Annotated in this window: 28 protein-coding genes and 2 pseudogenes; 21 read left to right on the top strand and 9 right to left on the bottom strand. The window is 34.5% G+C overall.

Annotated elements, in window-relative coordinates; translation table 11 throughout:
- Position 1 precedes the first annotated feature (1 nt).
- The 8 genes from ACVRZD_RS08590 to ACVRZD_RS08555 form a co-directional block, all read right to left on the bottom strand.
- The gene (locus ACVRZD_RS08590) at positions 2-148 is read right to left on the bottom strand and encodes a hypothetical protein (protein ID WP_198777476.1); all 147 of its coding nucleotides are present in this window, start codon (positions 146-148) and stop codon (positions 2-4) included.
- The gene (locus ACVRZD_RS08585) at positions 145-417 is read right to left on the bottom strand and encodes an XRE family transcriptional regulator (protein ID WP_447450432.1); all 273 of its coding nucleotides are present in this window, start codon (positions 415-417) and stop codon (positions 145-147) included. Before ACVRZD_RS08585 ends, ACVRZD_RS08590 begins: the two co-directional genes overlap by 4 nt.
- A gap of 2 nt (positions 418-419) precedes the next feature.
- Positions 420-755, bottom strand: coding sequence for a hypothetical protein (locus ACVRZD_RS08580; RefSeq protein WP_037626247.1), 336 nt, complete (start codon positions 753-755; stop codon positions 420-422).
- A gap of 130 nt (positions 756-885) precedes the next feature.
- The gene (locus tag ACVRZD_RS08575; RefSeq protein ID WP_037626246.1) at positions 886-1,077 is read right to left on the bottom strand and encodes a hypothetical protein; all 192 of its coding nucleotides are present in this window, start codon (positions 1,075-1,077) and stop codon (positions 886-888) included.
- Positions 1,065-1,241 carry a hypothetical protein gene (locus tag ACVRZD_RS08570; protein WP_198777475.1) on the bottom strand — a complete coding sequence of 59 codons (177 nt, stop codon included), beginning with the start codon at positions 1,239-1,241 and terminating at the stop codon, positions 1,065-1,067. The genes ACVRZD_RS08575 and ACVRZD_RS08570 overlap by 13 nt, the downstream gene beginning before the upstream one ends.
- On the bottom strand, positions 1,231-1,518 hold the full coding sequence (locus ACVRZD_RS08565; protein WP_037626241.1) for a hypothetical protein: 288 nt from the start codon (positions 1,516-1,518) through the stop codon (positions 1,231-1,233). The genes ACVRZD_RS08570 and ACVRZD_RS08565 overlap by 11 nt, the downstream gene beginning before the upstream one ends.
- 186 nt (positions 1,519-1,704) lie before the next feature.
- Entirely contained in the window at positions 1,705-2,307 is a 603-nt protein-coding gene (locus ACVRZD_RS08560) for a BRO-N domain-containing protein (protein WP_037626239.1), read from the bottom strand.
- Between the two features lie 54 nt (positions 2,308-2,361).
- The gene (locus ACVRZD_RS08555) at positions 2,362-2,547 is read right to left on the bottom strand and encodes a hypothetical protein (RefSeq protein WP_037626237.1); all 186 of its coding nucleotides are present in this window, start codon (positions 2,545-2,547) and stop codon (positions 2,362-2,364) included.
- A 167-nt stretch (positions 2,548-2,714) separates the two neighbouring features.
- Here ACVRZD_RS08555 and ACVRZD_RS08550 point away from each other — a divergent pair, with 167 nt between their 5' ends.
- From ACVRZD_RS08550 to jag, 17 genes and pseudogenes are all read left to right on the top strand, one after another.
- Positions 2,715-3,302 carry a helix-turn-helix domain-containing protein gene (locus ACVRZD_RS08550; RefSeq protein WP_052128132.1) on the top strand — a complete coding sequence of 196 codons (588 nt, stop codon included), beginning with the start codon at positions 2,715-2,717 and terminating at the stop codon, positions 3,300-3,302.
- Between the two features lie 321 nt (positions 3,303-3,623).
- Complete coding sequence (locus ACVRZD_RS08545; protein WP_052128131.1) at positions 3,624-4,634, top strand: virulence RhuM family protein; 1,011 nt, start codon at positions 3,624-3,626, stop codon at positions 4,632-4,634.
- A gap of 102 nt (positions 4,635-4,736) precedes the next feature.
- Positions 4,737-5,882 carry a tyrosine-type recombinase/integrase gene (locus ACVRZD_RS08540; protein WP_037626273.1) on the top strand — a complete coding sequence of 382 codons (1,146 nt, stop codon included), beginning with the start codon at positions 4,737-4,739 and terminating at the stop codon, positions 5,880-5,882.
- Between the two features lie 96 nt (positions 5,883-5,978).
- Positions 5,979-6,422, top strand: a complete 444-nt coding sequence (locus tag ACVRZD_RS08535) for a dUTP diphosphatase (protein ID WP_447450431.1) — start codon at positions 5,979-5,981, stop codon at positions 6,420-6,422.
- Positions 6,423-6,464: 42 nt separating this feature from the next.
- The gene (radA, locus tag ACVRZD_RS08530) at positions 6,465-7,829 is read left to right on the top strand and encodes a DNA repair protein RadA (protein ID WP_037626236.1); all 1,365 of its coding nucleotides are present in this window, start codon (positions 6,465-6,467) and stop codon (positions 7,827-7,829) included.
- Positions 7,830-7,969: 140 nt separating this feature from the next.
- On the top strand, positions 7,970-8,467 hold the full coding sequence (locus ACVRZD_RS08525; protein WP_037626234.1) for a beta-class carbonic anhydrase: 498 nt from the start codon (positions 7,970-7,972) through the stop codon (positions 8,465-8,467).
- A gap of 126 nt (positions 8,468-8,593) precedes the next feature.
- Positions 8,594-9,304, top strand: a complete 711-nt coding sequence (locus tag ACVRZD_RS08520; protein ID WP_037626232.1) for a TIGR00266 family protein — start codon at positions 8,594-8,596, stop codon at positions 9,302-9,304.
- A gap of 181 nt (positions 9,305-9,485) precedes the next feature.
- A complete protein-coding gene (gene gltX / locus ACVRZD_RS08515) occupies positions 9,486-10,931 on the top strand; it encodes a glutamate--tRNA ligase (protein ID WP_447450430.1) in 1,446 nt (481 codons plus the stop codon).
- Positions 10,932-11,067: 136 nt separating this feature from the next.
- Complete coding sequence (locus ACVRZD_RS08510; RefSeq protein ID WP_037626230.1) at positions 11,068-12,378, top strand: sensor histidine kinase family protein; 1,311 nt, start codon at positions 11,068-11,070, stop codon at positions 12,376-12,378.
- Between the two features lie 43 nt (positions 12,379-12,421).
- Complete coding sequence (locus tag ACVRZD_RS08505) at positions 12,422-13,720, top strand: GHKL domain-containing protein (protein ID WP_052128130.1); 1,299 nt, start codon at positions 12,422-12,424, stop codon at positions 13,718-13,720.
- Positions 13,721-13,871: 151 nt separating this feature from the next.
- Complete coding sequence (locus tag ACVRZD_RS08500; RefSeq protein ID WP_037626226.1) at positions 13,872-15,218, top strand: GHKL domain-containing protein; 1,347 nt, start codon at positions 13,872-13,874, stop codon at positions 15,216-15,218.
- A 108-nt stretch (positions 15,219-15,326) separates the two neighbouring features.
- Positions 15,327-16,532 carry a GHKL domain-containing protein gene (locus tag ACVRZD_RS08495; protein ID WP_447450429.1) on the top strand — a complete coding sequence of 402 codons (1,206 nt, stop codon included), beginning with the start codon at positions 15,327-15,329 and terminating at the stop codon, positions 16,530-16,532.
- A gap of 1 nt (position 16,533) precedes the next feature.
- Positions 16,534-17,266: pseudogene (locus ACVRZD_RS08490) on the top strand (response regulator transcription factor).
- A 502-nt stretch (positions 17,267-17,768) separates the two neighbouring features.
- A pseudogene (locus ACVRZD_RS08485) lies at positions 17,769-18,345 on the top strand (argininosuccinate synthase domain-containing protein); the annotation flags it as partial.
- Positions 18,346-18,581: 236 nt separating this feature from the next.
- On the top strand, positions 18,582-18,947 hold the full coding sequence (gene rnpA, locus ACVRZD_RS08480) for a ribonuclease P protein component (protein WP_037626224.1): 366 nt from the start codon (positions 18,582-18,584) through the stop codon (positions 18,945-18,947).
- Positions 18,913-19,743, top strand: a complete 831-nt coding sequence (locus ACVRZD_RS08475) for a YidC/Oxa1 family membrane protein insertase (RefSeq protein WP_155274948.1) — start codon at positions 18,913-18,915, stop codon at positions 19,741-19,743. Before rnpA ends, ACVRZD_RS08475 begins: the two co-directional genes overlap by 35 nt.
- Positions 19,744-19,752: 9 nt before the next feature.
- On the top strand, positions 19,753-20,688 hold the full coding sequence (gene jag, locus ACVRZD_RS08470) for an RNA-binding cell elongation regulator Jag/EloR (protein WP_037626219.1): 936 nt from the start codon (positions 19,753-19,755) through the stop codon (positions 20,686-20,688).
- 22 nt (positions 20,689-20,710) lie between these two features.
- On the opposite strand, the gene ACVRZD_RS08465 is transcribed toward jag, so the two are convergent.
- Complete coding sequence (locus ACVRZD_RS08465) at positions 20,711-21,178, bottom strand: hypothetical protein (protein ID WP_037626218.1); 468 nt, start codon at positions 21,176-21,178, stop codon at positions 20,711-20,713.
- A gap of 227 nt (positions 21,179-21,405) precedes the next feature.
- Between ACVRZD_RS08465 and ACVRZD_RS08460 the strand changes: the two genes are divergently transcribed.
- From ACVRZD_RS08460 to ACVRZD_RS08445, 4 genes are all read left to right on the top strand, one after another.
- Entirely contained in the window at positions 21,406-22,260 is an 855-nt protein-coding gene (locus tag ACVRZD_RS08460; RefSeq protein WP_037626215.1) for an ABC transporter ATP-binding protein, read from the top strand.
- A complete protein-coding gene (locus tag ACVRZD_RS08455) occupies positions 22,257-23,108 on the top strand; it encodes an ABC transporter permease (protein WP_037626214.1) in 852 nt (283 codons plus the stop codon). The genes ACVRZD_RS08460 and ACVRZD_RS08455 overlap by 4 nt, the downstream gene beginning before the upstream one ends.
- A gap of 106 nt (positions 23,109-23,214) precedes the next feature.
- Positions 23,215-23,664 (top strand): LytTR family DNA-binding domain-containing protein, encoded by a 450-nt coding sequence (locus ACVRZD_RS08450; protein WP_037626212.1) that lies wholly within the window; start codon positions 23,215-23,217, stop codon positions 23,662-23,664.
- Positions 23,665-23,674: 10 nt separating this feature from the next.
- A complete protein-coding gene (locus tag ACVRZD_RS08445) occupies positions 23,675-24,076 on the top strand; it encodes a DUF3021 domain-containing protein (protein WP_037626211.1) in 402 nt (133 codons plus the stop codon).
- The last annotated feature ends 45 nt before the right edge of the window (positions 24,077-24,121 follow it).

The raw sequence follows: 24,121 nt of genomic DNA, 5'->3' as shown, positions 1-24,121 counted from the left end.
ATCATTTACCCCGCTTTCTTAATTTCTTTAACCGTGTTAATCGTTGCTGTTTCTTATTTTGTTCGATGGTTTTGGCTCTTGATTTTGTTTTAGTCTCATCACCAATTTTGTATCCTTTGAAAACTGGTTCCATCAAATAGTGACTCATGGTTTCACCCCCAAAAAAATCAATATATCACTCACACGATAAAACACTTTTCTAGTGTCTTCCATTGGCGCTTGATACCTTTTAAGCCCATTATCTTCCCACCGTCTCAGAGTATTGTAATCAATATCTAGCTCTTTCTTTAAATCAGTTTGAGTGATTAAGCCAGTCAAACGATTCTCTGGCTTTTTGTAGCTATCTAGAAAGTGTGAGAAAGTTGTCAGCATTTCAATTTTAAGGTCGTTTTCAGCTTCTTTAGATAACCAAGACATATTTAATCACCTACCTTCAAATAGTGCTTATATGAGTTTAAATCAGCGTTTAAGAGGGTTGTTATTCGCTTTTCTTCTTCCTGTTGCTGGCTGGTTAATGCTCTAATACCTTCTAATCGCTCGGTGTCATTGGCTGGGATAAAGTACCCACCATTATTGTCACGACTTGCACAGATACAAATGCCATAATCAATAATTAAACGTCTGATAATGGCTTGTGCTGTTCTAAGGCTCATTTTTGTATGAGTTGCTATCTCTTGACCAGTTATCGTTCTATCTTTCCCAACTGGAATAAGTGCCAATAGTCTTCGGTGTGTTTTGGGTAATCTTTTATTCAAATTGCTCTCCTTGTAAGTAACATATCTTATATTCTGTTACATTTTTAAAACCTCAAATAATAAGTGCTAGACGTCATTACCAGTTTATTTATGTAACAAAATATTTTTATGTTACCTCTCTCTTCATTTGTTAGTTATAGTATTTGTTGTAATTCTGTAAATAAGCACCATAGTAGTGGTTACATGCTTGTTTTCGCTCTTGTTCATCTTCTTCTATATCAATGACGGTATAACTCTTAAAATGGCTTAGAATGACCATGAGAAGGAGTAGTACCAGTAAGAAGATGATATATTGTAGAGGTGTTAGATTTAGTTCTTCCATTTTTTCGCCCTCTCAATCCGTTTTCCCTCAATCTTACCAGCTTGAAATATTCTTAAAATGCTTAGAGATACGCTATCTGTTTCAGATATACAATCGTTATATATCTCAATTGCCTTTAGTAAATCATCATCTATTGGTTGCATTTTTAATATATTATTTTTCATTACGTAATTCCTCTAATTCTTTTTCATCATCAGCATTCAATAAATAGCAAGCAATTTCATCAAGTTTGCGGAATAGCTTTTCATTGATTGCATAAGTGGTGCTTAGGCATTTAGAAATAATAAACATGAATGTTTCACGGTCTTTGCGGTTTATTACCTCTAAACCCTCAATAGTAATATTGGCTAAGTCAATTTCATTGGTAAGCTCGGTAAGTTCTGCGCCAAAGGATTGTAATTCCTTGACAGTTAGCTTCACTTCGTTCTTTTCTTGTTTCATTGTGATTTCTCCTATGTATTTTCAAATGTAGTGAAATGTAGTATAATTAAGTTAATAAAAAATATGTAACTCCCTTACTTGCTTGTGGGTTTGTATTTTATTATTTTCATATTCTTAAAAGCCTAATCAGTCGCCAAACTATTTAAGGCTTTTTTTGTTGTCATCACGCGCATTGTTGCGTGTTTTTTAATTTTTATTGTAGATTGACTCAGACACACTGATATTCAATCCAAACTTTTCTTTAATTCCCATTAGTTCTACGGTATCATCTAAAATAGTTTCCCTAGCAACTAGCATATCTGGTGTCATTTCTGATTTTTTAACCATTTTTGAATATCCAAACTTGTTGGAAACGGCTTTATTTGTGATTGTGTTAGCCTTGATTAAGTCCTTCTTAGATACCATACCTAAGCTATTAGTCAATCTAGCCATGGCTTCTTTTTGGTGTTCTTTATCTAGCATTCTAAAGACTTCAAAGCCTTCTAGGCCAGTTGCTTGTCTTAACTGTTTAATGGTTTCAAATACCCAGAACTTAAATGATTTAGCTTCTGGTTTACGACTTGAAAAAATAGTGTCATAAATTCCAAACTCATTAACGATTAACATTTCTTGATTTCTTCCTAATTTGTCTGGTATGTGGTCGGTTGAAACGACCTCATCAACTAAACGCTCTTTCACACGTTTTGGTTTTAAGTCTAGCGCGTGACAAATATCAGCAAGAACTGCCCACCACTCGCCTTTATGCTCTACAAAACGGATATCATATCCATTCCAATATTCAACTTTCATATATTACCCTCTCTTTCTTCCCGTCCATGTAAACTAAGTTCATATAGTGTCCTCCTAGTCTTCTATTAGCCATTCCATGATAGTTTGGTAAATTCGTTTAGGTGCTTTGTAATTGCCCGTTTCAATTTTTGCTAAGGTTGGCGGAACAATCCCCAATTGTTTTGAAAGTTCTACTTTTCCCAACTGTTTAACTGCTCTTTTTTTTCTGACTTTAACTGCTATATCTTTAGTAATTAGCATTTTTCATCTCCTTTCTTAAAACGAAAAAAAATTACGTTTAATTTTATATTTTGTATTTTAATCTAAAAAAACTTTCGTTGTCAACGAGGAAACGCAATTTTTTTTCATTTTCTGCTTTTTTATATTGATTTGCTATGGTATAATTCAAATTGAAGAAGGAAAATAATATGGATAATAGATTACAAGAATTAAGAAAAGATATAGGGATAAGTCAAAAAGATTTTTTCAATCAGGTTATAAAAAAAGAACTAGAAATGAATATTTCTTTTAGGACTTATCAAAATTGGGAAAATCCATCAAATTCTATAAAAGAAGAAAGTGCACTGAAATTAGCAAAATATTTCGAGGTTTCCCTTGGCTATTTATTAGGTTTTGGAACAATTGAAGAAGAGATAGACCGTGATATAAAAATTAAAAAAAGTCAATTTTCTAGGGAAAATAATATATTATTAGAACTAGGCTATTTATTATCAGATAGACAGTTGAATAATATTTTAGATACTATACATATTTTTCACGCATCAAATAAAGCGTATTTTTCTAATTTAATTGAGTATCATGACGAGTTTATCGAAGATGAGTTAGAGGTTGAATTTTTTAGTTTCATAGAAAAATATCCTGATTTTTTAGCTGTTGAAAAGGAAAAGTACAATAACTATAAGAAAATTATTAATGACCCTAAAAGTAGAGCAGAGACTGAGAAAAAATTAGAGCTAATTAAGAAGTACCAAGAAGAAAAAATCAAAAATGATTAGATTCAAATTTTGTTCTTGCTTTACCAATAAACCACGCGCCAATATTCCACCAATTGTTATCTTTGGCAATCCTTTAGGGTGTTCGAAAAATACCGATACTAAATTAAAAGAGGTAAAAAATGAATAAACAAAAATTATTTAATATCATATTTATTATGATTGGTATCATTGCTTTAATTAATGATTTATTAGCAAAACGTTTCTTTATGTCAGCTTTAATCTCTTTGTGTATTGTGATATTGGTAAATCGTTATAGAAAGAGCTAGACGTATTTTCTAGCATTCGGTAATGCTAAATGTAAAGGATAAAACGAGGTAAAAAATGAACGAACTACAATTTTTAATCTACACTGCTGATAATAATCAAGAGGAAGCCAACGTTATTGTTAATGATGAAACTATTTGGGCTAGTCAGAAAGAAATGGCTAGGTTATTTGATGTATCGGTCTCTACTATCTCTAGACATCTAAGAAATATTTTTGAAGAAGGTGAACTAGAAGAGAAAGTGGTTGTTGCAAAAATTGCAAATACCACTCAACATGGCGCTATGACTGGGAAAACACAGACTCAAGAAGTTAGTTACTATAACTTAGACGCCATTATCTCTGTTGGTTACCGTGTTAATTCACAAAAAGCTACGCGCTTCAGACAGTGGGCTACTAATATACTAAAAGAATACATGATTAAAGGCTTTGTTTTAGATGATGACAGACTAAAACAAGGAGAGAGATTATTTGAAAAAGACTACTTTCAAGAATTACTTGAAAGAGTTCGTTCCATTCGTACTAGTGAGAGGCGAATTTGGTACAAAATAACAGACATTTTTGCTGAAATTAGTGTTGATTATGATAAAAACAGTCAAATCACTAAAGACTTCTATGCAACTGTTCAAAATAAATTTCACTATGCTATAACTGGAAAAACTGGTGCTGAAATTATCTTTGAAAAAGCAGATAGAAACAGTAAAAATATGGGTCTAACAACTTGGAAAAACTCTCCAGACGGTCGCATATTAAAATCAGATACACAAGTAGCAAAAAACTATCTTACAGAGAAAGAAATTAAGAGTCTTGAGAGAAATGTGTCCTCATACTTTGATTATATTGAAGATTTGATAGAGAGACGCAATTCATTCACTATGGAGCAGTTTGTTGCAAGTGTAGATAACTTTCTTAATTTCCGTGAATATAGAATTCTAGAAGGTAAAGGCTCTATTTCTATGAGTCATGCAAAAGAAAAAGCTAGTCGTGAATATGTGGAATTTAATAAGACACAGAAAATTAACTCTGATTTTGAAAAACAGATAAAGAAATTAACTGAAAATCATAGTTAATTGAATAAACTTAACATTTTTCTATTTTCAGTAACGCCAATTACTGACTTTACCTATCTAATTCCTTTACTTGCTTGTGGGTGGTTAGATCGAGGTAAGAATATGAAGATAACAGAATACAAAAAGAAAGACGGTACAATAATGTACCGCTCACAAGTTTATCTAGGTGTTGATTCTGTCACTGGTAAGAAAGCGAGAACTAGTGTATCAGGACGAACCAAAAAAGAGTTAAAAAATAATATAAAGCTAGCTAAGTATGAGTTTCTGGCCAATGGTGAGACTGTTTCAAAGAAAGTTCAAGTTAAAACTTATAGCCAGCTTGTTGATTTATGGCTTGAAAATTACAAACTTACTATTAAACCTCAAACATATAGAGTAACTAATCGATTGATTAATTGCCACCTATTACCTTACTTTGGTAAAATGAAACTTGATAAAATATCTAATACAGATATCCAATCTTTTGTAAATGACCTAACTAATAAGCTAGTTAATTTCAGGACGGTTAACTCAATTAATTCTCGGATATTACAGTATGGGGTATCATTAAACTTAATACCGTTTAACCCTGCGCGTGATATTATCCTACCGAAGAAACAAAAGGCGGGGCGTGATAGTGTTAAATTTATTGATACAGACGACCTAAAAACATTACTTAACTTCATGGAAAAGCAATCATTAAGGCGTTACCGTTACCATGTGGAATATGTCTTTTATAAGTTGTTACTTGCTACTGGTTTACGTATTGGTGAGTCTATCGCTCTTGAATGGTCTGATATTGACCTAGAGAACGCCACATTAAACATTAACAAGAGTTTTAGCCAAGAGTTAAGAATAGTAAGCACCACTAAAACAAAGGCAGGCACGCGCCAAATAAGTATTGATAAAGAGACGGTAAATCTCTTGAAGTTATACCAGGTACGACAAAGACAGTTATTCCATGAGGCAGGCGGTGGCGTTCCAAAAGTTGTTTTTGCAACTCCTACAAGAGAATACTTATCACGCTTGACCTTACAAAATAACTTAAATAGTAGGTGCGAAAAACTAGGAATCCCTCGCTTTACATTTCACGCTTTTAGGCATACACACGCTAGCTTGTTATTGAATGCAGGGATTTCTTATAAAGAGTTACAATATAGACTAGGTCATTCAAATATTGCCATGACTTTAGATGTCTATTCTCATTTATCAAAAGATAAAGAGAAAGAAGCAGTTTCATACTTTGAAAAAGCAATAAATAGTATTTAGTACGAAAAAAGGTACACAAAAAAATAAACCTCATAATATAGAGGTCTTAGAAACGTTGATATAAAAGTATTTATAGAAAGAAAGAGATAAAACATAATGAAAAATCGTGGTTTTGAATTAGTTAGCAAATTTTCAGATGAGAATTTATTACCAAAACGTGAGACAGTACATGCAGCTGGTTATGACTTGAAAGTGGCGGAGTCTATCACTGTTGCACCGGGTGAAATTAAGTTGGTGCCAACTGGGGTTAAAGCCTATATGCAACCAGGAGAAGTCCTTTTTTTATTTGACCGCTCATCAAATCCTCGTAAAAAAGGGTTAGTTCTTATTAATTCTGTGGGTGTTATTGATGGTGATTACTATGGAAATCCTGACAATGAGGGGCACATCTTTGCTCAAATGAAGAACATCAGCGACCAAATAGTCACTTTGGAACCTTTAGAACGGATCGTCCAAGCTGTTTTTGTACCGTTTTTACTTGTTGACGGTGATCAAGCTGATGGTGTTCGTACTGGTGGCTTTGGTTCAACAGGACGCTAGTTTTGCGTCTGCACAGCAATTTAAAAAAAGAGAGGCCAAATTATGGCAAAGAAAAAGACAACATTTGTTTGTCAGGAATGTGGCTATCAGTCACCTAAATATCTAGGTCGTTGTCCTAACTGTTCTTCTTGGTCGTCTTTTGTAGAGGAAGTTGAAGTTAAGGAAGTTAAGAATGCGCGTGTTAGTTTGTCGGGTGAGAAATCACGACCTGTTAAGCTAAAAGATGTTGATAACATTCACTATGCTCGCACGCAAACTGATATGGATGAGTTTAATCGGGTGCTTGGGGGCGGTGTTGTTCCAGGAAGCATGATTTTAATTGGTGGGGACCCTGGGATTGGGAAATCAACTCTTTTGTTGCAGGTTTCGACACAGTTGGCAAATAAAGGAACCGTTCTGTATGTTTCTGGGGAAGAATCAGCGGAGCAGATTAAATTACGCAGCGAACGTCTTGGAGATATCGACAATGAGTTCTATCTTTATGCTGAGACTAATATGGAGAACGTCCGACTTGAAGTGGAACGGCTTCAGCCAGATTTCTTGATTATTGACTCCATTCAGACAATGATGAGTCCAGAAATATCAGGGATTCAGGGCTCAGTAAGTCAGGTCAGAGAAGTAACAGCAGAACTGATGCAGTTAGCTAAGACCAATAATATTGCGACCTTTATAGTGGGGCATGTCACTAAAGAAGGCACACTAGCTGGTCCGCGGATGCTGGAACATATGGTGGATACTGTTCTCTATTTTGAAGGGGAAAGGCATCATACCTTCAGGATTTTGCGTGCGGTTAAAAACCGATTTGGCTCAACCAATGAAATTGGTATTTTCGAGATGCAATCTGCTGGTTTAGTTGAAGTTTTGAATCCAAGTCAAGTTTTCTTAGAAGAACGCTTAGATGGGGCTACCGGCTCTGCTATCGTCGTCACCATGGAAGGCAGTCGACCAATTCTTGCAGAAGTTCAATCATTGGTGACACCAACTGTTTTTGGTAATGCCAGACGGACGACGACCGGTTTGGATTTTAACAGGGTCAGTTTAATTATGGCTGTTTTGGAAAAACGCTGTGGACTACTCTTGCAAAATCAGGACGCCTATCTTAAGTCTGCTGGAGGTGTCAAGCTGGATGAACCAGCTATTGATTTGGCTGTCGCGGTGGCTATTGCGTCCAGCTATGAGGAAAAGCCAACCAATCCTCAAGAAGCATTTTTGGGTGAAATTGGTTTGACAGGCGAAATTCGTCGCGTGACGCGAATCGAACAACGGATTAATGAAGCTGCTAAACTAGGTTTCACCAAAATCTATGCGCCGAAAAATTCTTTGCAGGGCATTAAGATTCCTGATGGGATTGAGGTTGTTGGGGTTGCGACGGTTGGACAAGTCTTGGCTGCCGTATTTCCGAAATAAGAGACCATCCGATAAGGGAGATTTTCATTTTCCGAACTTTTTAAAAGTTCTAGTTAGAAATTCTGACTTTTATTTCAATTCATGATAAGCTTAAGATAGTTTAATCATCAAACTTGTTTTGAGGATAATTAGGAGGAATGATGTCATACTTTGAACAATTTATGCTTGCAAATAAGGCTTACGTAGAGGAGCACGGGACGATTCATTTACCCAACAAACCAAAAACAAAGGTAGCTATTGTAACTTGTATGGATTCCCGCCTTCACGTAGCTCATGCTCTTGGCCTAGCACTTGGAGACGCCCATATATTACGGAATGCCGGTGGTCGCGTGACTGACGATATGATTCGCTCCCTTACCATTTCACAGCAACAGATGGGAACGCGTGAGATTGTTGTCCTACACCATACCGACTGTGGAGCCCAAACCTTTACCAATGAGAGTTTTGCTGCCCACATTCATCAAGAGTTAGGCGTAGATGTGACAGGTCGCGATTTTCTTCCTTTTCAGGATGTGGAAGATAGCGTCCGCGAAGACATGGCTCTTCTCAGAAAATCACCTTTAATCCCTGAAGATATTGTGATCAATGGCGCGGTCTATGATGTTGACAGTGGTCGAATGACACCAGTAATGAAATAATTAATAATTTTTGCAGAGCTGATTTTTAGCTCGTTTTTATGATGTAGAATTCTGAAAATATTAGACAAATAATAAAGAAAGCGATATAATGTTTGTATCAACGAGATAATACAAAAGGAGAGCAAGATGATGGACAATAGGATGAGGTTTACAATTGATCAAGACATGCAATTTCCATTGGTTGAAATTGAATTGGAAAATGAAGAGTCTATTTACCTTCAACAAGGGAGTATGGTGTATCATACTGAAAATGTGACCTTAAATACCAAGTTGAATGGTCAGGGATCTGGTTTAGGAAAATTAGTTGGAGCCATCGGCCGTTCCATGGTTTCTGGTGAATCAATGTTCATTACACAAGCCATGTCAAATGGAGTTGGTAAATTAGCCTTAGCACCTAATACACCAGGACAGGTTATTGCTTTAGAACTAGGGGAAAATCAATATCGTCTAAATGATGGTGCCTTTCTAGCCCTAGATGGTTCAGCTCAGTACAAAATGGAACGTCAAAATATTGGTAAAGCACTCTTTGGTGGTCAAGGCGGACTTTTTGTAATGACAACTGAAGGTCATGGTACCTTACTTGCTAACTCGTTTGGATCTATTAAGAAAATCACACTTGATGGCGGCACAATGACTATTGATAATGCCCATGTTGTAGCATGGAGCAGAGAACTTGATTATGATATTCATTTGGAAAATGGATTCATGCAATCTATAGGTACTGGTGAAGGTGTTGTTAATACCTTTAGAGGTCATGGCGAAATTTATATCCAAAGCCTTAACCTTGAGCAATTTGCTGGAGCTCTTAAACGTTATTTGCCAACCGGCTCAAATTAGTCAAAATAACATAGAATCAGCCTTTTTGGGCTGATTTTTTTCGCCTATGCGTCCAAAATATGCTATAATAAGAAAGATTTTAGAAGAAGTCTGAAAAGGTCCTGGCAAGCTCAAATCATTATTTGTTGCTTATTTTTCGTGCCACAGGTTTCTGAGTGATATATGTAATAGGAGAAGAAGAATGTCTAAACCAATTCGTGTGCGTTATGCACCAAGTCCAACAGGGCTTCTACATATCGGGAATGCCCGTACAGCCCTATTTAACTACCTCTATGCTCGCCATCATGGTGGAGACTTTATCATCCGTATTGAAGATACTGACCGTAAACGTCACGTTGAAGACGGTGAACGTTCTCAACTTGAGAACTTAAAATGGTTAGGAATGGATTGGGATGAAAGTCCAGAAACTCATGAAAATTACCGTCAATCTGAACGTCTAGAACTTTATCAAAAATACATTGATCAATTATTAGCTGAAGGTAAGGCCTACAAATCCTATGTCACGGAAGAAGAATTAGCAATTGAACGTGAACGTCAAGAAGCAGCCGGCGAAACACCTCGTTATATCAATGAATTTATTGGTATGTCAGCTGATGAAAAAGCTGCTTACATTGCAGAACGAGAAGCTGCGGGTATTATTCCAACAGTGCGTCTTTCTGTTAATGAGTCTGGTATCTACCAATGGACTGATATGGTTAAAGGTGAGATTAGCTTTGAAGGTGGCAATATTGGTGGCGATTGGGTTATTCAGAAAAAAGATGGCTACCCAACATATAACTTCGCGGTAGTTGTTGATGATCATGATATGCAGATTTCACATGTCATCCGAGGGGATGATCATATCGCAAACACACCAAAACAATTGATGATTTATGAAGCACTGGGATGGGACGCGCCAGAATTTGGTCATATGACTCTGATCATCAATTCTGAAACAGGGAAAAAACTGTCTAAACGTGATACTAACACACTTCAATTTATTGAAGACTATCGCAAAAAAGGTTACCTTCCAGAATCAGTTTTCAACTTCATAGCTTTGCTGGGCTGGAATCCTGGTGGTGAAGATGAAATCTTCAGTCGCCAAGAATTAATTGATCTATTTGATGAAAATCGTCTTAGTAAGTCTCCTGCTGCCTTCGATCAGAAGAAAATGGATTGGATGAGCAATGAGTACCTCAAACATTCAGATTTCCAAACTGTTTTTGCTCTCTGCAAACCTTTCTTGGAAGAAGCAGGGCGATTAAACGAAAAAGCAGAAAAATTAGTTGAATTGTATCAGCCACAATTAAAATCTGCGGACGAAATTGTGCCTTTGACTGACTTATTCTTTGCTGATTTTCCAGAGTTGACTGAAGCAGAACAAGAAGTCATGGCTGGCGAAACAGTACCAACTGTCTTAAAAGCGTTTAAAGAAAAATTAGCAGCGATGACAGATGAAGAGTTTCAACCAGAAAACATTTTCCCACAAATCAAAGCTGTCCAAAAAGAAACAGGCATTAAAGGGAAAAATCTCTTCATGCCGATTCGGATTGCCGTTTCTGGTGAAATGCATGGGCCAGAATTACCAAACACAATCTATCTTTTGGGGCGTGATAAATCAATCGAACATATTGACAAAATGCTCTAATCAGAACAAACCCATTTGTCTGGAACAAGTGGGTTTTAATTATGTTATAAAAATTCAAAAAAATTAAAACAACTATTTGCTTAAACTAAAGAGGTATAGTATGATTTAGGGGAGATGAGAGAGAAGGGAAAATGAGATGCCAAATTCATTATCATTAATATTAGTTTTTGTTGTCAGATTTGGCGTGGCATGGTTTGTCTTTTTTGACATGGAGTATTCAGTAGATCGGAAAAATCGAAAGATTCCATGGGGGCAAATTAGTCTTTTTGTCTTGTTTGAAATGACTATAATAGGATTTATTGGCAGTTATTATTTGCTTGTAGAGCCCTTAATGATGTTTGTTTATCATTATATAAAGTATCCTAAAGATAACATTATCCAACATATTTTCTTTTCACAGTTTCCTGTTGTGGTCACAGATTTATTTGCAAAAATCAGTTTATACTTCATTATTCCTTTCGTTGTAAATAGTTCAGTAGGTCATGTGCAACAGAACTATAACTACATTATAGTGAGTTATTTAGCAGTAGTGCCGATAATGAGATATCTGGCTAGAATCTTTTCTATTGATAGTTTTATCTTTTTACGGTTTGATACAAGACTTTTCAATCGCTTTATTGTAGGGATTGAATTGATTTTTTTCCTCTATTATACGCTATCCTACTCTGCTCTTTTAATTGATGCTTCTATGAATGACTATAAAAAATCAGTGGTTCTGATTTTCTTCATGATCTTTGTTTGCCTGTTATCTTTTTTAAATCATTATTTTCAAAAAAATACTAAAACACTTATTCAACTTGAGGAAGAAAAGCACATTCAACTTTTAGAACAATACAACCAATACTTAGAAACGCTCTATCAAAATATTAGGTCCTTTAGACATGATTATGACAATATTTTGATTAGTTTATCAGGTGCTATTGAGAGTGGTGATTTTTCTGTTATTAAACCTGTTTATCATCAAATAGTGGGGAAAATGGATGATTTAGTTGACTATGAGGCGCTTTTGAGACTAGATCAATTAGATAAAATTGATAATTTTGACATGAAAATCCTCCTAGCATTGAAAATTTATGAGGCTCGTCAAAATGGTACAGTGCCTGTGATTGAAGTTAAAGGGAACATGGCGAATCGTATTTTAGAAGATAAAGATGACATTGTCATTATTTCAGCAATTGGTGATTTAGCTATTTTGATGGCTAAAGATCTTTCAAATGGTTTTATTGACATTTACTATGATATGTCAAAGCCCAACTGGGTGTCGTTAAAGGTATTAACAAATGCTGAAAAGTTGAAAACAAAAGAACGAAAATATATCTTAACAGAGATTGAGAAAGCACACAGAACATTTATTAATCTAGTGGAAAAATACCCCAATTTTAGTTACGATGTGAGAGCTGAAGGATCTGTGTTTATTCAAGAAGTCGTCATTATCAGATCCCCTTAGAAGAATCGAGGTAAGACAATTGTCTATAAGTACAACAATTGTAATGTATTGTGTCATATACGCAACCTATTTATTAATCTATTATAAATTGACCAAGTGTCAGTTAAAAGCATCCTACATCCTTCTCTATTTTGTTAGTGCAGTGATTGGGACATACATCTTAGATGGTATTTATGTCATGTCTGACCCAATTTTTTTACTTCTTTTTTCTTATTTAACTAATAAATCCTATAGTAGAGCCCAACATATTCTTTACACCTTTTATGCAATTACTATTGTTAGGTTAATTTCACGGTTTATGGGATATGTTGCGATACCAACAATTTTTCATGCTTCAACGGCTATAACTAGCAATAATCCTTATTTTATTGTACTGTCATACCTCTTGGTTTACCCCTTTTCTCGCCTAGTTCATTTCCTCTTGCAAATTGATTATATTGCGGTAAAACAAGCTAATCAACCGACAACTCGAAATGATTTACGAGTTTTTAATATTGGGATGATTATCTTTTATGTAGCTGTATCACTCACTATTTTCTTACAATATCATATCCCCAGTATAGCCCCTTTGGTAGCGAGGATTCGTTATTTAATGATTGCAGGCTATATTTTGATTTTTCTGTGGAGTTTACATCAAATTATTAAGTATTCAAGACGTTTTGTTGACGATAAAATCTATGAAGAACGTCAAAATCATTTAACTAATCTCAATAATTATAATCAGTATGTCAATTCTTTATATGAAGAAATTCGACGGTTTAAAGTAGAAACCAGAGAGTCTTTGGAGAAGATGGGTCCGAGTATTGCTTCAGAAGATATTGAACAATTAAAGAACGATTATCAAACACTTTTCATTAATAATAAACAGCCAAAACAATCGGAACGCTATGCTCTTGATCGTTTAGTAAATATTAAAATTGCAACGATAAAGAGTCTTTTGGCTGCGAAATTATTTAAAGCCAATGAATTAGGATTGACGTCAAACGTTGAAATTCCAGACCAAATTGATAAGATCCCAATGAATATTATTGATTTTATTGTCATTCTCTCTGTTTTTGTTGATAATGCAATTGAGGCCGCCTGTGACTCTGCAGAAAAAACGATTGATTTAGTCCTCTTCTATAACGATGAGAAGCTCTATTTAATTGTGCGAAATTCAAGTAAGGAAAATCAAGTCGCTATTAGTAATGTGTTTAAAGAAGGCTTCTCGACCAAAGGTAGAAATAGAGGGTTAGGCTTGTCTAATGTAAAGAAAATCCTTGACCAATATTCGTCGATTGAGTTATCAACAAAAAGTAAGAATCATCAATTTACCCAAGAATTAATAGCAACCCTGAAATAAGGTTAACTTAAAACGAATTAAGTCATATTATTAACTGCAGTTATTAAAAAAGATTGGCTGCAGTTTTGTATTGTACACTAGTTTGTCCATTGAGTGTTTTTCAAACACCATTGAATTGTGATAAAATAGATAATCTAGAAAGGAGAATTTAGTGCCATTACTACATTTAATCTGTTTGATATTATCAATCATTGTTTATTATTCAACAGAATTTTATATTTTTTCATTTTTATCAGATATTAAGTTCCCTTTCTGGAAGCTTTTACTCTTAATGTCTTTTGCTATTTTGATCAATCAAATTCCCGCTTTATCACCGTTATTAATTGATCCTATTTTATTTTTAGTGTTACTAAAGTTAGAAAAACGAAAAATCTTTAGCCTTCAATCGTTATTCATTGCTTTTTTCCCAAGTGTTTTTGTTGATTTATTTTCCCGCTTTCTCATTACAGTTGTTTTACCATATATCTTCTTAACAAATGAAATTAACGTTGGATATTCATTTGTTAACTTGATAGTGTATTTATTAGTTTTTCCGATGATTATGCTTGTTGACTATTTTGTTGGACATGATTATAAGCATATTTTTAAAATGGATAAGACTGATCGTGCAAAGAACTTCTATAGTATCTTCATCATTTTTATGTTGGCCTATTATGTTGATATTTTTCTGGTTTTAGGTTTTGTAGATCCATTTATCTATTACAAGCACCCGATGAAGGTTGAAGTTTCTTATAAAATTCTTTTTTTTAGTTTTACCTTATTGTTTCTTTATTTATTATCTTATTTTAATCATAAATCAAAAGCCTATATGGAAGAAGATCTGAAAAAAGAACAAGATGAGTATATTCAAAATCTGGAATCCTATGGGCATCATTTAGAATGCTTATATAAAGATGGTAAAGAGTTCCAAGTAAGCTATTTGAAACGTCTTGATAAATTGGGGCAAGCCATTGAAAAAGATGACTTAGATCATGTTAGATTAGTCTATTATCAAATTGTTGACAAGGCCAATCAGTATTGGGACCAAAAGCATTATAACATCGCTAAATTAGGGACTGTTTCTATTTCCTCTGTAAAGAGTTTACTCTCTGCTAAAATAATTGAAGCTGAACAAAAGGGTCTAGGTGTCGCCTTGGAAGTTCCAGATAATATCTATCAATCGAATATACCGGAACTTGATTTTCTCTTATTGATTTCAATCTTTTTTGATAATGCTATAGAAGCAGCGCAATTGTCAAAAGAAAGACAAATAGCTGTTGCCTACTTTACGATGTCAAACAAGCAATACTTTGTTATTGAAAATAGTACGCTTGAAAAGCAGGTTGATATTTCGGCTATCTTTGAAGATGGTTATTCCACTAAAGGTACTGGGCGTGGGATCGGTTTAGTCAGTGTTGAAAACATACTTAAAAAGTACCCACTAGTTACGCTAGCTACAAAAAGTGCTGACTATCAATTTAGTCATGTTTTAACGATACCTGAAGGGGGAGAAGTTTAATTGTCATCACTATTTCCTACGCTGATTTTGTATAGTTTGTTGTTTTTTAATATTTGGTATTTCTTTAGTAGGTCCTCTGGGATTAGAAAACCTTGGTGGGAATTAAGTTTGACCTACCTATTGTTTTTAGGGTTAAATGTCATTTTTGAAAATAGTATTTTATTTAATCAGCTGTTTTTTATTGGTCTTTCTTACAGTAGTAGGAGAGATAAGAAATGGTCTCATCATATGTTTTATGGCTTATTTGCCATCATATTATGTGAGGTTATTTACAAATTGTTGGCACTTTGTGTCATGCCACCACTTTTTTTACTAACACTAACTGATATTAATAATCATATTTGGCTAAAAGTGATGGTTTACGCGGTTATTTTACCAGTTTATGGTTTATTTTCCTACCTCTTTAATTTAGATATTAGTCTCATCAGATACATTAATAATGAGCGGTTTTCCTATTTTGTATTAGGGATGAATATTACCATGTTGTCTTATTTAATTCTGGTTAAATTTATTGCTAAAGAGCTTGGTCTTTTTCCTGACTTTTTTCAAACCTACCGGACTCATATCACCTTGGTTTATATTTCAGTACTCATTTGGTTTATTATGCAGTTAGATCGTTTCGCTAAACAGCAGTTACACCACAGACTTAAGCTTGCCCAACAAGAACGCATTGATAACCTTGAGAATTATAATAATTATATCGAGAGTCTTTATCAAGATATTCGAACGCTTAAACACGACTCAGAAAACATCTTGATTAGTTTGAAAGATAGTATAGATAAAGGAAGTAGGACAGATATTGAGCAAGTTTATCATACCGTTGTTCAACAATCGGCTTTGCAATTTTTAGATAGAACGACTGGCTATGGTGATTTAGAAAATATTGAAGATAGCGTCGTTCGGAGTTTATTAAATACAAAAATTTATGAAGCGCAGCATCAAGGAATTGATGTTTACCTGGAAATTCCAGATAAAGTTAACCATTATCATGTAAAACTATTAGATTTAGTTGTATTAATTTCCATTTTATTAGATAATGCTATTGATACAGCAAGAGGAAGTATAAAGCCATTCATTTCAATTGTCTTTTTTGAAGATGATGGGCAGCAGTTTTTAATTATCGAAAACGCTACTAAGAATAAAAAAGTGGACATGACCAAACTATATAATAGCAGTGATGCAGTGACTAACGTGGAATCCTATCAAAAAAGTATCTCTCGTTTCCTGTCTGTATTAAATGATTACCCCTCAGCAACTTTTTCAACCCGAAGCAATCATTATCGCTTACGACAAATCCTAGAAATGAGACCCTAGAATGAACATTTTTATATTAGAAGATGATTTTATTCAGCAAACTCGAATAGAATCTGTAATTGAAAGCATTCTTGATGAAAATAAAATAAATTGTAAATTTATGGAAGTTTTTTCTAATCCTAGAAAGTTATACGAGGCTATCCGAGAAAAGGGAGATCATCAACTTTTCTTTCTTGATATTGAAATTCAAGGCGAATCACGTAAAGGTTTAGAACTGGCGACAGAGATTCGTCAAAAAGATCCTAATGCAGTTATTGTTTTTGTAACAACTCATTCAGAGTTTGCTCCGATTTCGTATAAGTATAAAGTATCTGCTTTAGATTTTATTGATAAATCTGTTGATACTGAGCAGTTTAAAGAACAGATTGAAGAATGTATTTTTTATACCAATGAAATGATGTCAAAAAATGAACCTGAAGATTTATTTATTTTTGAGACACCTCAAACTAAAAATGCCCTTTAAAGATATCCTTTATTTTGCAACCTCAACAACACCTCATAAAGTTTGTTTGTGGACACAAACCGAGCGCTTAGAGTTTTATGGGAAACTTTCTGAAATTCAAGAAGTAGCTCCAGAATTATTCCTCTGTCATCGTTCTTACTTAATTAATCTTAAAAATGTTGTTCGGATTGACAAGTTTAATCAATTGGTTTATTTTGATAATGGAGATGATTGTATGGTTTCACGTCTCAAAATGAAAAGTTTAATCGAAAAATGGCAAGAATTGCACTAAATCGTTAAATAATTAACATTTTAGGATGAAAAATAAACATTTCAGGAAAAAAACGTACCAATCAAGATATTATCGCTATAATAAGTATATAAATAAAGACTTAAATCACTAGTTTTTAAGAGTTAATCCCCAATTCAATCAAAATATTGTTTTTTCTCTCTCTCTCCATAAATAAATAATATTTTTGATATGACTCTTTTATTACTAATGATCAATTCAGTTGTCTTTGTTTGGATAACATATTGACTGATTTTTACATCAGTAAAGAACTCGGACTCCCATCCGAGTTTTTTTGATTTTCATAATAGTATAATATGTCGCGAATCGGGATATATATTGATTTTGATAAAAGGCAGAAAACTTTAAAATACAATAATAAAAGAGTTTTTTGATATTAATGGAATAAAAACACCAAAAATAGTTAACACTGACATAAATGTATATTAGTATATACACTAATAATATTTAGAAAAGCGAACTGCTTATGTCAAAGGAAAAATAAATTTTAGCTTATTCTGGAGGTTTGGATACTTCTGTTGCTATCGCTTGGTTAAAAGAAACTTATGATGTTATTGCTGTCTGTATGGATGTCGGAGAAGGAAAAGATCTTCCATTTATCCATGACAAGGCTTTGAAAATAGATGCAGTTGAGGCACATGTTCTTGATGTGAAGGGTGAATTTGCAGAAAACTTTGTTCTACCTGCTTTACAGGCTCATGCATTTTATGAACAAAAGTATCCTTTAGTTTCAGCACTTAGTCGCCCTCTTATCTCTAAAAAAACTTGTTGAGCTTGCTCACTAGATGGGTGCTTCTTCTATTGTACATGGTTGTACAGGTAAAGGTAACGACCAAGTCCGTTTTGACGTGGCTATTGCAGCATTAGATCCTCAATTAAAAGTGATTGCATTAGTCAGAGAATGGAAATGGTCTCGTGAGGAAGAAATTCAGTTCGCTATAGCAAATGATATTCCTGTACCAGCTAATTTGGATAATCCTTATTTTATTGATCAAAATTTGTGGGAACGTGCTAATGAATGTGGCATCTTAGAAAATTCTTGGAATCCGACACCAGAGGAAGTTTTGATGTATCAATTAGTTTTGACCAAAAATTAGCAGTCTTTGATACGAAGACCTCGATGGCTCGTGTCAAGATGTTAGGTCAGACACAGATTATTAGTCAAGTATTAGAACAAATTAAAGCAGATCAGTTGGAACTTGACAATTAGACAGAAACTGGCCAAAATCCATTGGGGTTGAGGCTTTTTTCAATTTTATGGTATAATAGTAATAATTTAGATAGTTGGAGTTGAATTTTGAAGAAATCCTATCGTGTCAAGCGTGAGAAAGATTTTCAAGCCATATTTGATGGTGGTGAAAGTACAGCAAATCGTAGATTTGTTATCTATTTTTTAAATGAAAATAATAGCCAAAAGCATTTTCGTTTAGGTATTTCAGTTGGTAAACGTATAGGAAATGCTGTAACACGGAATGCTGTTAAAAGGAAGATACGACATGTCATTATGGAGTTTTCGGAGAGTCTGAAGCCAACTGATTTTGTTATCATTGCCCGTAAAGGGGTTGAAAAACTAGACTATCAAGAAGTCAAACAAAATATAAAACATGTCTTAAAACTAGCACATATGCTTGAGGAAGGTTTCGGAAGTGAAAAAACAGATTAAAATTGCAAGCCTGATACCATTGGCTCTTTTATTAGCAGCTTGTGGCAATGGAAATATTTCGGCCAACTCATCCAACGGATGGGATCAATTGGTTTATTTTTTTGGGAAATCGATCCAATGGTTATCCTTTGACGGAAGCATTGGTGTGGGAATTATCCTATTTACACTGATTATCAGAATCGTATTGCTGCCCTTGTTTAATATCCAAATTAAGTCAAGTCAGCGCATGCAAGATTTACAACCAGAATTAAAAGCATTACAAACCAAGTATGCTGGAAAAGATACAGAAAGTCGTATGGCTTTAGCTGAGGAGAGTCAGGCACTTTATAAACGCAATGGTGTTAACCCATATGCCAGCATTTTTCCACTTTTAATTCAAATGCCCGTCATGATTGCCTTATTCCAAGCGCTTTCACGTGTATCATTTCTTAAAGAAGGTTCCTTTTTATGGGTAGAATTAGCAAAAGCAGATCCTTATTTTATTTTACCTATCTTAGCAGCTTTGTTTACTTTCTTATCAACATGGCTAACCAATTTAGCCGCAAAAGAAAAAAATATTGTCATGACTATAATGACCTATGCTATGCCGCTAATGATTTTCTTTATGGGATTTAGTTTGGCAAGTGGGGTTGTCTTGTATTGGACAGTATCAAATGCTTTCCAAGTCTTTCAGCTTATGTTACTGAATAATCCTTTTAAAATTATTGCTGAGCGCAAGCGACAGGCTGAAGAAGAAAAATTACAAAAAAGTAAAGAAAGACGTGCCCGTAAAAAAGCACGTAGACAAAAGAAATAGGAGTTAGTTATGGTATTGTACACAGGTAAAACTGTTGAAGAAGCAATTGAAAAAGGGTTGCAAGAACTTCAATTGCCACGCCTAAAAGCACATATTAAAGTTATTTCAAAAGAGAAAAAAGGCTTCTTAGGTTTTGGTAAAAAGTTAGCACAAGTTGATATTGAAGGAATAAACGAAAAAACAGTTTATAAAGCTGATAAAAAGGCTGTTAAAGGGGTTCCCGATGAAATTAACCGTCAAAACGCACCGGTTATTAACCCACATAAACCAGTCAAAAAAGAGGATATTGAAGCAGAACAACAAGTAGCTGAAACAGCTGATAGTGCAAAGGTGACTTCAATTGCACCACAACCGCAAGACCAGACAAGTAAGGTTGATGAAGAAGCAATTTCATTCCAACCAACTGCTAGGGCTGATGAGCAAGTGAAAAAAGAACAAACCTTCGAAGAGTTTGTTGCTAGTGAATTTACAGAAGATACACTAAGTAAAGACATTGAAAAAGCTGCAGAAGAAGTGACAGCTTATATTGAGAAGATTATCTATGAAATGGATATCGATGCCAGCCTTGAAACGAGACATAATCGTCGCCAAATCAATATTCAGGTCGAAACACAAGAAGCTGGTCGTGTGATTGGCTATCATGGAAAAGTTTTGAAATCATTACAACTGTTAGCTCAAAATTTCTTGCATGATCGCTATTCGAAAAATTTTGCGGTAAATGTCAATGTTCATGACTATGTTGAACATAGGACGGAAACATTGATTGACTTCACTCAAAAGATAGCCACTCGTGTGCTTGAAACTGAAGAAGATTATACAATGGACCCAATGAGTAACAGTGAACGTAAAATCGTACATAAAACAATTTCAAGCATCGAAGGTGTAACAAGTTATTCAGAAGGAAATGATCCTAATCGTTATGTCGTTGTCAGTTTGGAAAATTAAAAAGAGATAAGCTTTAGTATGCTTATCTCTTTTTTCGTAATTGACTGTCGATCCAATCTTTGGAGTCTTGTTGAAGGGCCTTGACCTCGGGGAGGTGACCAGTATTAGCATAAATTCGTAAGCGTTGATTTTGGTTATACCATCCTGCTAAATCAGTTGACAGATTGTTAACAGTAGATGGGATTTCTTCAGTAAAGACAATGTGATGATTATTAGTGCTCTCATTCTTACTGATTGAAAAATGGATAGTAGCTCCAAACCACTCAAAAGCGAAAGCTTTGTTTGTTTCTTCGTTTAGAATAGCTAAGCTGTCAGTAAAGTCACCTGCTGTGAAGTGCAAGCAGTTTTCTTGGCGAGACAACTCCGGGAACCATTTCTGCAAACCAGAAGTAGTGGCTAATAAGTTCCAAAAGTCGTCAATATGTCCATTGACATCATAGCTTAATGTTAACAGATGACCAGATTCGATCGGTATTAATTTTTTGTCCATTTGTCTATTTTAACAAGATGGTTCTTTAATGACAAGAAAAATATAATAAAATTGGAAATTACAGATATACTTTATCACTTCTACATGAAATTTTCAGAAAATTATCTTCAAAAGCAATTTTCGTATCCTTTTGACCTCTTACCTCTCAGTCTTTACCACTTAGCGAGGAAGTGGTCACAAGATACCTTCTTCTTGGTAAGATTTGTTTGTAATAAGGAGGACGAAAAATGTTAATTACAGTAAGAAATATTATCAAGTCATATGGTAAAAAACCAGTCTTAAAAGGACTAAATTTAGAAATTGAAAAAGGGTCCATGGTTGCTTATCTAGGAACCAATGGTGCTGGGAAATCGACGACCATCAATATCTTATCTGGATTATTAGCTTTTGATTCAGGACAAGTGATCAGAGATAAAGATTTAAAAATGGGAATGGTTTTTCAAGATAGTGTCCTTGATGGCGAATTAAGTGTTAATGCCAATCTAACAAATAGAATGAAAATGTATAAAACAGCTGATAAGGATTGGATAAATCATTTGATTGAGATTACAAAGATTGAACCTATTTTAAAACAAAAGTACCAAAGTCTCTCAGGTGGTCAGAGAAGGCGGGTGGACATTGTTCGAGCATTAATCAATAAACCGGATATTCTTTTCTTAGATGAACCAACTACGGGTTTAGATATTCAAAGTCGTCAATTGATTTGGAACCTATTACATACTTTGCAAAAAGAAGAAGGCTTAACCATCTTTTTAACAACACATTATCTGGAAGAAGCAGAAAGTGCTGATCAGGTTTATGTCATTGATAATGGAGATATCTTAGCCAGTGACAAGCCTAGTCAATTAATTGCAGACTATGCGAAATCACAATTGCTTTTGGAAATGACAAGCATTGAAGCAAAGCCTGAGCAAGAATTAAAAGAGATAGAGCCAGGTCGATACTTGATAGAGGGGTTGACTAGCCAAGAGGTAATTAGCCTACTTAGTCAATACCAAACAGAAATTAGTAACTTCAGCTTCCAAGAAGGTACCTTAAACGAAGCATTCTTAACATTGACAGGAAAGGATATCCAAGCATGAAAGCAACAATTGAGCGTCACTTAAAATTATATTTTAGCAGTAAAATTGGAGTTTTATTCTCCTTGCTAGGGGCCTTGATTGCCTTTATTCTTTATATTCTCTTTTTACAAAACAATTTAGTCATCAACTGGAAAGATAGTATGCCAAAGCCTGAAAAAATCTTAGACTTATGGGTTATGGGTGGGGTACTAACAGTAACAGGAATCACCACCAGTTGGGCAGCGCTGTCTCGCATTGTCTCAGATAAAGAACGTCATGTCTGGCAAGATTTGATTCTAACAGATGTCAGTCCCCTTAGAATCATTCTGGGCTACATCATCAGTGCTAGCATCATCAGTTTCATTATGCAAATTTTTGTTGGGTTGGTCATGGCTTTCTACTTCAAGCAGGAAGACGGCTTGGTCATCTCGACCAAATTGCTTCCAGAGCTTTTACAGGTTGCCTTACTTTCCAGTCTTCAAGGCTCACTCTTTTCGATCACCGTACTCCAATTTATCAACAAAATGTCCCTCGAAAGTAGCCTCTCAACCATTGTTGGAACGGCTTCTGGTTTCTTGGTTGGGGTTTATATGCCAATAGGTGTCCTACCAGATTCAGCACAGCAATTAGTCAAATTAGTACCAGGAGCATATGTTGCGTCATTGTTCCGTCACATCTTGATGGATGCTAAAGTAGAAAGTTTTGGTCAAGCGAGAATTCATTTCAGCAAGTTCATGGGCATTGGTTTGGAGTGGGATAAGTTAACAACTAAGGCTCAGGATTATCAGCTCGTCATCGGGATTATAGCTGTGCAATTAGTCATTTTGGCTCTTATCCTTTTCCTTAAAAGAAAAAATAAACTAGCTTGATTAATACCACTTGCCCTAAGTAATTGACCGGTTAGCAAGATTTTGCTTACAAGCTAGATCATTTCTGTTATGATACAAGTATAGAAATAGTGTATGGGGTAATAAAATGAAATGGTTGTTTAAGGAAGATCATGAGAAGGAAGAAATCGAAATTGTCATTACTAAAGAAAGCTATGATCAAGAAGTAGCTACCTTAGTGAATTATTTGCAGGTTTTTAAAGCGATGAAGACGGATGTACTAGCTGTTAAAACTGAAGATAGTATTCAATTGCTAAAATTAGCTGATATTATTGCTGTCGAAGTGGATGGTGATTATTTAGATATCATGACCAGTCAAGGACAGTATCGAACACGAGAAAGACTTTATAAATTAAAAGACAAGTTACCTGTATCGCATTTTATCCAAGTTTCTAAACAAAGTGTAATTAATATTAAACATTTGATCCGTTTGGAAGCTTCTTTTTCTGGCAATATGCTAGCCGTTTTAAGTCAAAAACATAAAGTAATAATTAGTCGCCGTTATGTCAAAGAATTAGAAAAAAGTCTAGGACTTTAGGAGGAAGACCATGAAAAAAATCATAAATGCTTATATCTATGGGATTGGCATTGGAGGAATTATTTACTCTGCTTGTCTACTCCTAAGCGATGTGACAACACAAAGTATTTCCAATATCGTTTCTTGCCTGTTAATTAGTGGCTTTATGGGGATAGCTTCATTAATTTATAATCTTGAACAAATTCCATTTATCTATCAAAATGTGATTCACTTTATTAGTATCAGTGGATTAGTCTTTTTAATGAATAGTTATAATGGTTGGTTAAGTAAAGAAGACTATTTAAGTTTCTTTATTCAATTCTTCATTATCTATCTGATAGTCTGGATTATTGTATCCTACTTAAATTATAGTAAAACCTCAATAATTAACAAAAAATTGGCAGAAAGACAAGCCAGTAAAACTAATCATTAGAGTAAAAAACCCTCACATTGGAAAATTTTCCAATGTGAGGGTTTT

The organism is Streptococcus hongkongensis, assembly GCF_053206145.1.
Note: the sequence above shows the minus strand (reverse complement) of the source record. Positions and strands in the feature narration are given on the sequence as shown.

Bases quoted from the DNA above. Each gene is read 5' to 3' on its own strand.
- ACVRZD_RS08590 (WP_198777476.1), bottom strand. From the start codon at position 148: ATGAGTCACTATTTGATGGAACCAGTTTTCAAAGGATACAAAATTGGT.
- ACVRZD_RS08585 (WP_447450432.1), bottom strand. From the start codon at position 417: ATGTCTTGGTTATCTAAAGAAGCTGAAAACGACCTTAAAATTGAAATG.
- ACVRZD_RS08575 (WP_037626246.1), bottom strand. From the start codon at position 1,077: ATGGAAGAACTAAATCTAACACCTCTACAATATATCATCTTCTTACTG.
- ACVRZD_RS08570 (WP_198777475.1), bottom strand. From the start codon at position 1,241: ATGAAAAATAATATATTAAAAATGCAACCAATAGATGATGATTTACTA.
- ACVRZD_RS08565 (WP_037626241.1), bottom strand. From the start codon at position 1,518: ATGAAACAAGAAAAGAACGAAGTGAAGCTAACTGTCAAGGAATTACAA.
- ACVRZD_RS08560 (WP_037626239.1), bottom strand. From the start codon at position 2,307: ATGAAAGTTGAATATTGGAATGGATATGATATCCGTTTTGTAGAGCAT.
- ACVRZD_RS08555 (WP_037626237.1), bottom strand. From the start codon at position 2,547: ATGCTAATTACTAAAGATATAGCAGTTAAAGTCAGAAAAAAAAGAGCA.
- ACVRZD_RS08550 (WP_052128132.1), top strand. From the start codon at position 2,715: ATGGATAATAGATTACAAGAATTAAGAAAAGATATAGGGATAAGTCAA.
- ACVRZD_RS08545 (WP_052128131.1), top strand. From the start codon at position 3,624: ATGAACGAACTACAATTTTTAATCTACACTGCTGATAATAATCAAGAG.
- ACVRZD_RS08540 (WP_037626273.1), top strand. From the start codon at position 4,737: ATGAAGATAACAGAATACAAAAAGAAAGACGGTACAATAATGTACCGC.
- ACVRZD_RS08535 (WP_447450431.1), top strand. From the start codon at position 5,979: ATGAAAAATCGTGGTTTTGAATTAGTTAGCAAATTTTCAGATGAGAAT.
- radA (WP_037626236.1), top strand. From the start codon at position 6,465: ATGGCAAAGAAAAAGACAACATTTGTTTGTCAGGAATGTGGCTATCAG.
- ACVRZD_RS08525 (WP_037626234.1), top strand. From the start codon at position 7,970: ATGTCATACTTTGAACAATTTATGCTTGCAAATAAGGCTTACGTAGAG.
- ACVRZD_RS08520 (WP_037626232.1), top strand. From the start codon at position 8,594: ATGATGGACAATAGGATGAGGTTTACAATTGATCAAGACATGCAATTT.
- gltX (WP_447450430.1), top strand. From the start codon at position 9,486: ATGTCTAAACCAATTCGTGTGCGTTATGCACCAAGTCCAACAGGGCTT.
- ACVRZD_RS08510 (WP_037626230.1), top strand. From the start codon at position 11,068: ATGCCAAATTCATTATCATTAATATTAGTTTTTGTTGTCAGATTTGGC.
- ACVRZD_RS08505 (WP_052128130.1), top strand. From the start codon at position 12,422: ATGTATTGTGTCATATACGCAACCTATTTATTAATCTATTATAAATTG.
- jag (WP_037626219.1), top strand. From the start codon at position 19,753: ATGGTATTGTACACAGGTAAAACTGTTGAAGAAGCAATTGAAAAAGGG.
- ACVRZD_RS08465 (WP_037626218.1), bottom strand. From the start codon at position 21,178: ATGGACAAAAAATTAATACCGATCGAATCTGGTCATCTGTTAACATTA.
- ACVRZD_RS08460 (WP_037626215.1), top strand. From the start codon at position 21,406: ATGTTAATTACAGTAAGAAATATTATCAAGTCATATGGTAAAAAACCA.
- ACVRZD_RS08455 (WP_037626214.1), top strand. From the start codon at position 22,257: ATGAAAGCAACAATTGAGCGTCACTTAAAATTATATTTTAGCAGTAAA.
- ACVRZD_RS08450 (WP_037626212.1), top strand. From the start codon at position 23,215: ATGAAATGGTTGTTTAAGGAAGATCATGAGAAGGAAGAAATCGAAATT.
- ACVRZD_RS08445 (WP_037626211.1), top strand. From the start codon at position 23,675: ATGAAAAAAATCATAAATGCTTATATCTATGGGATTGGCATTGGAGGA.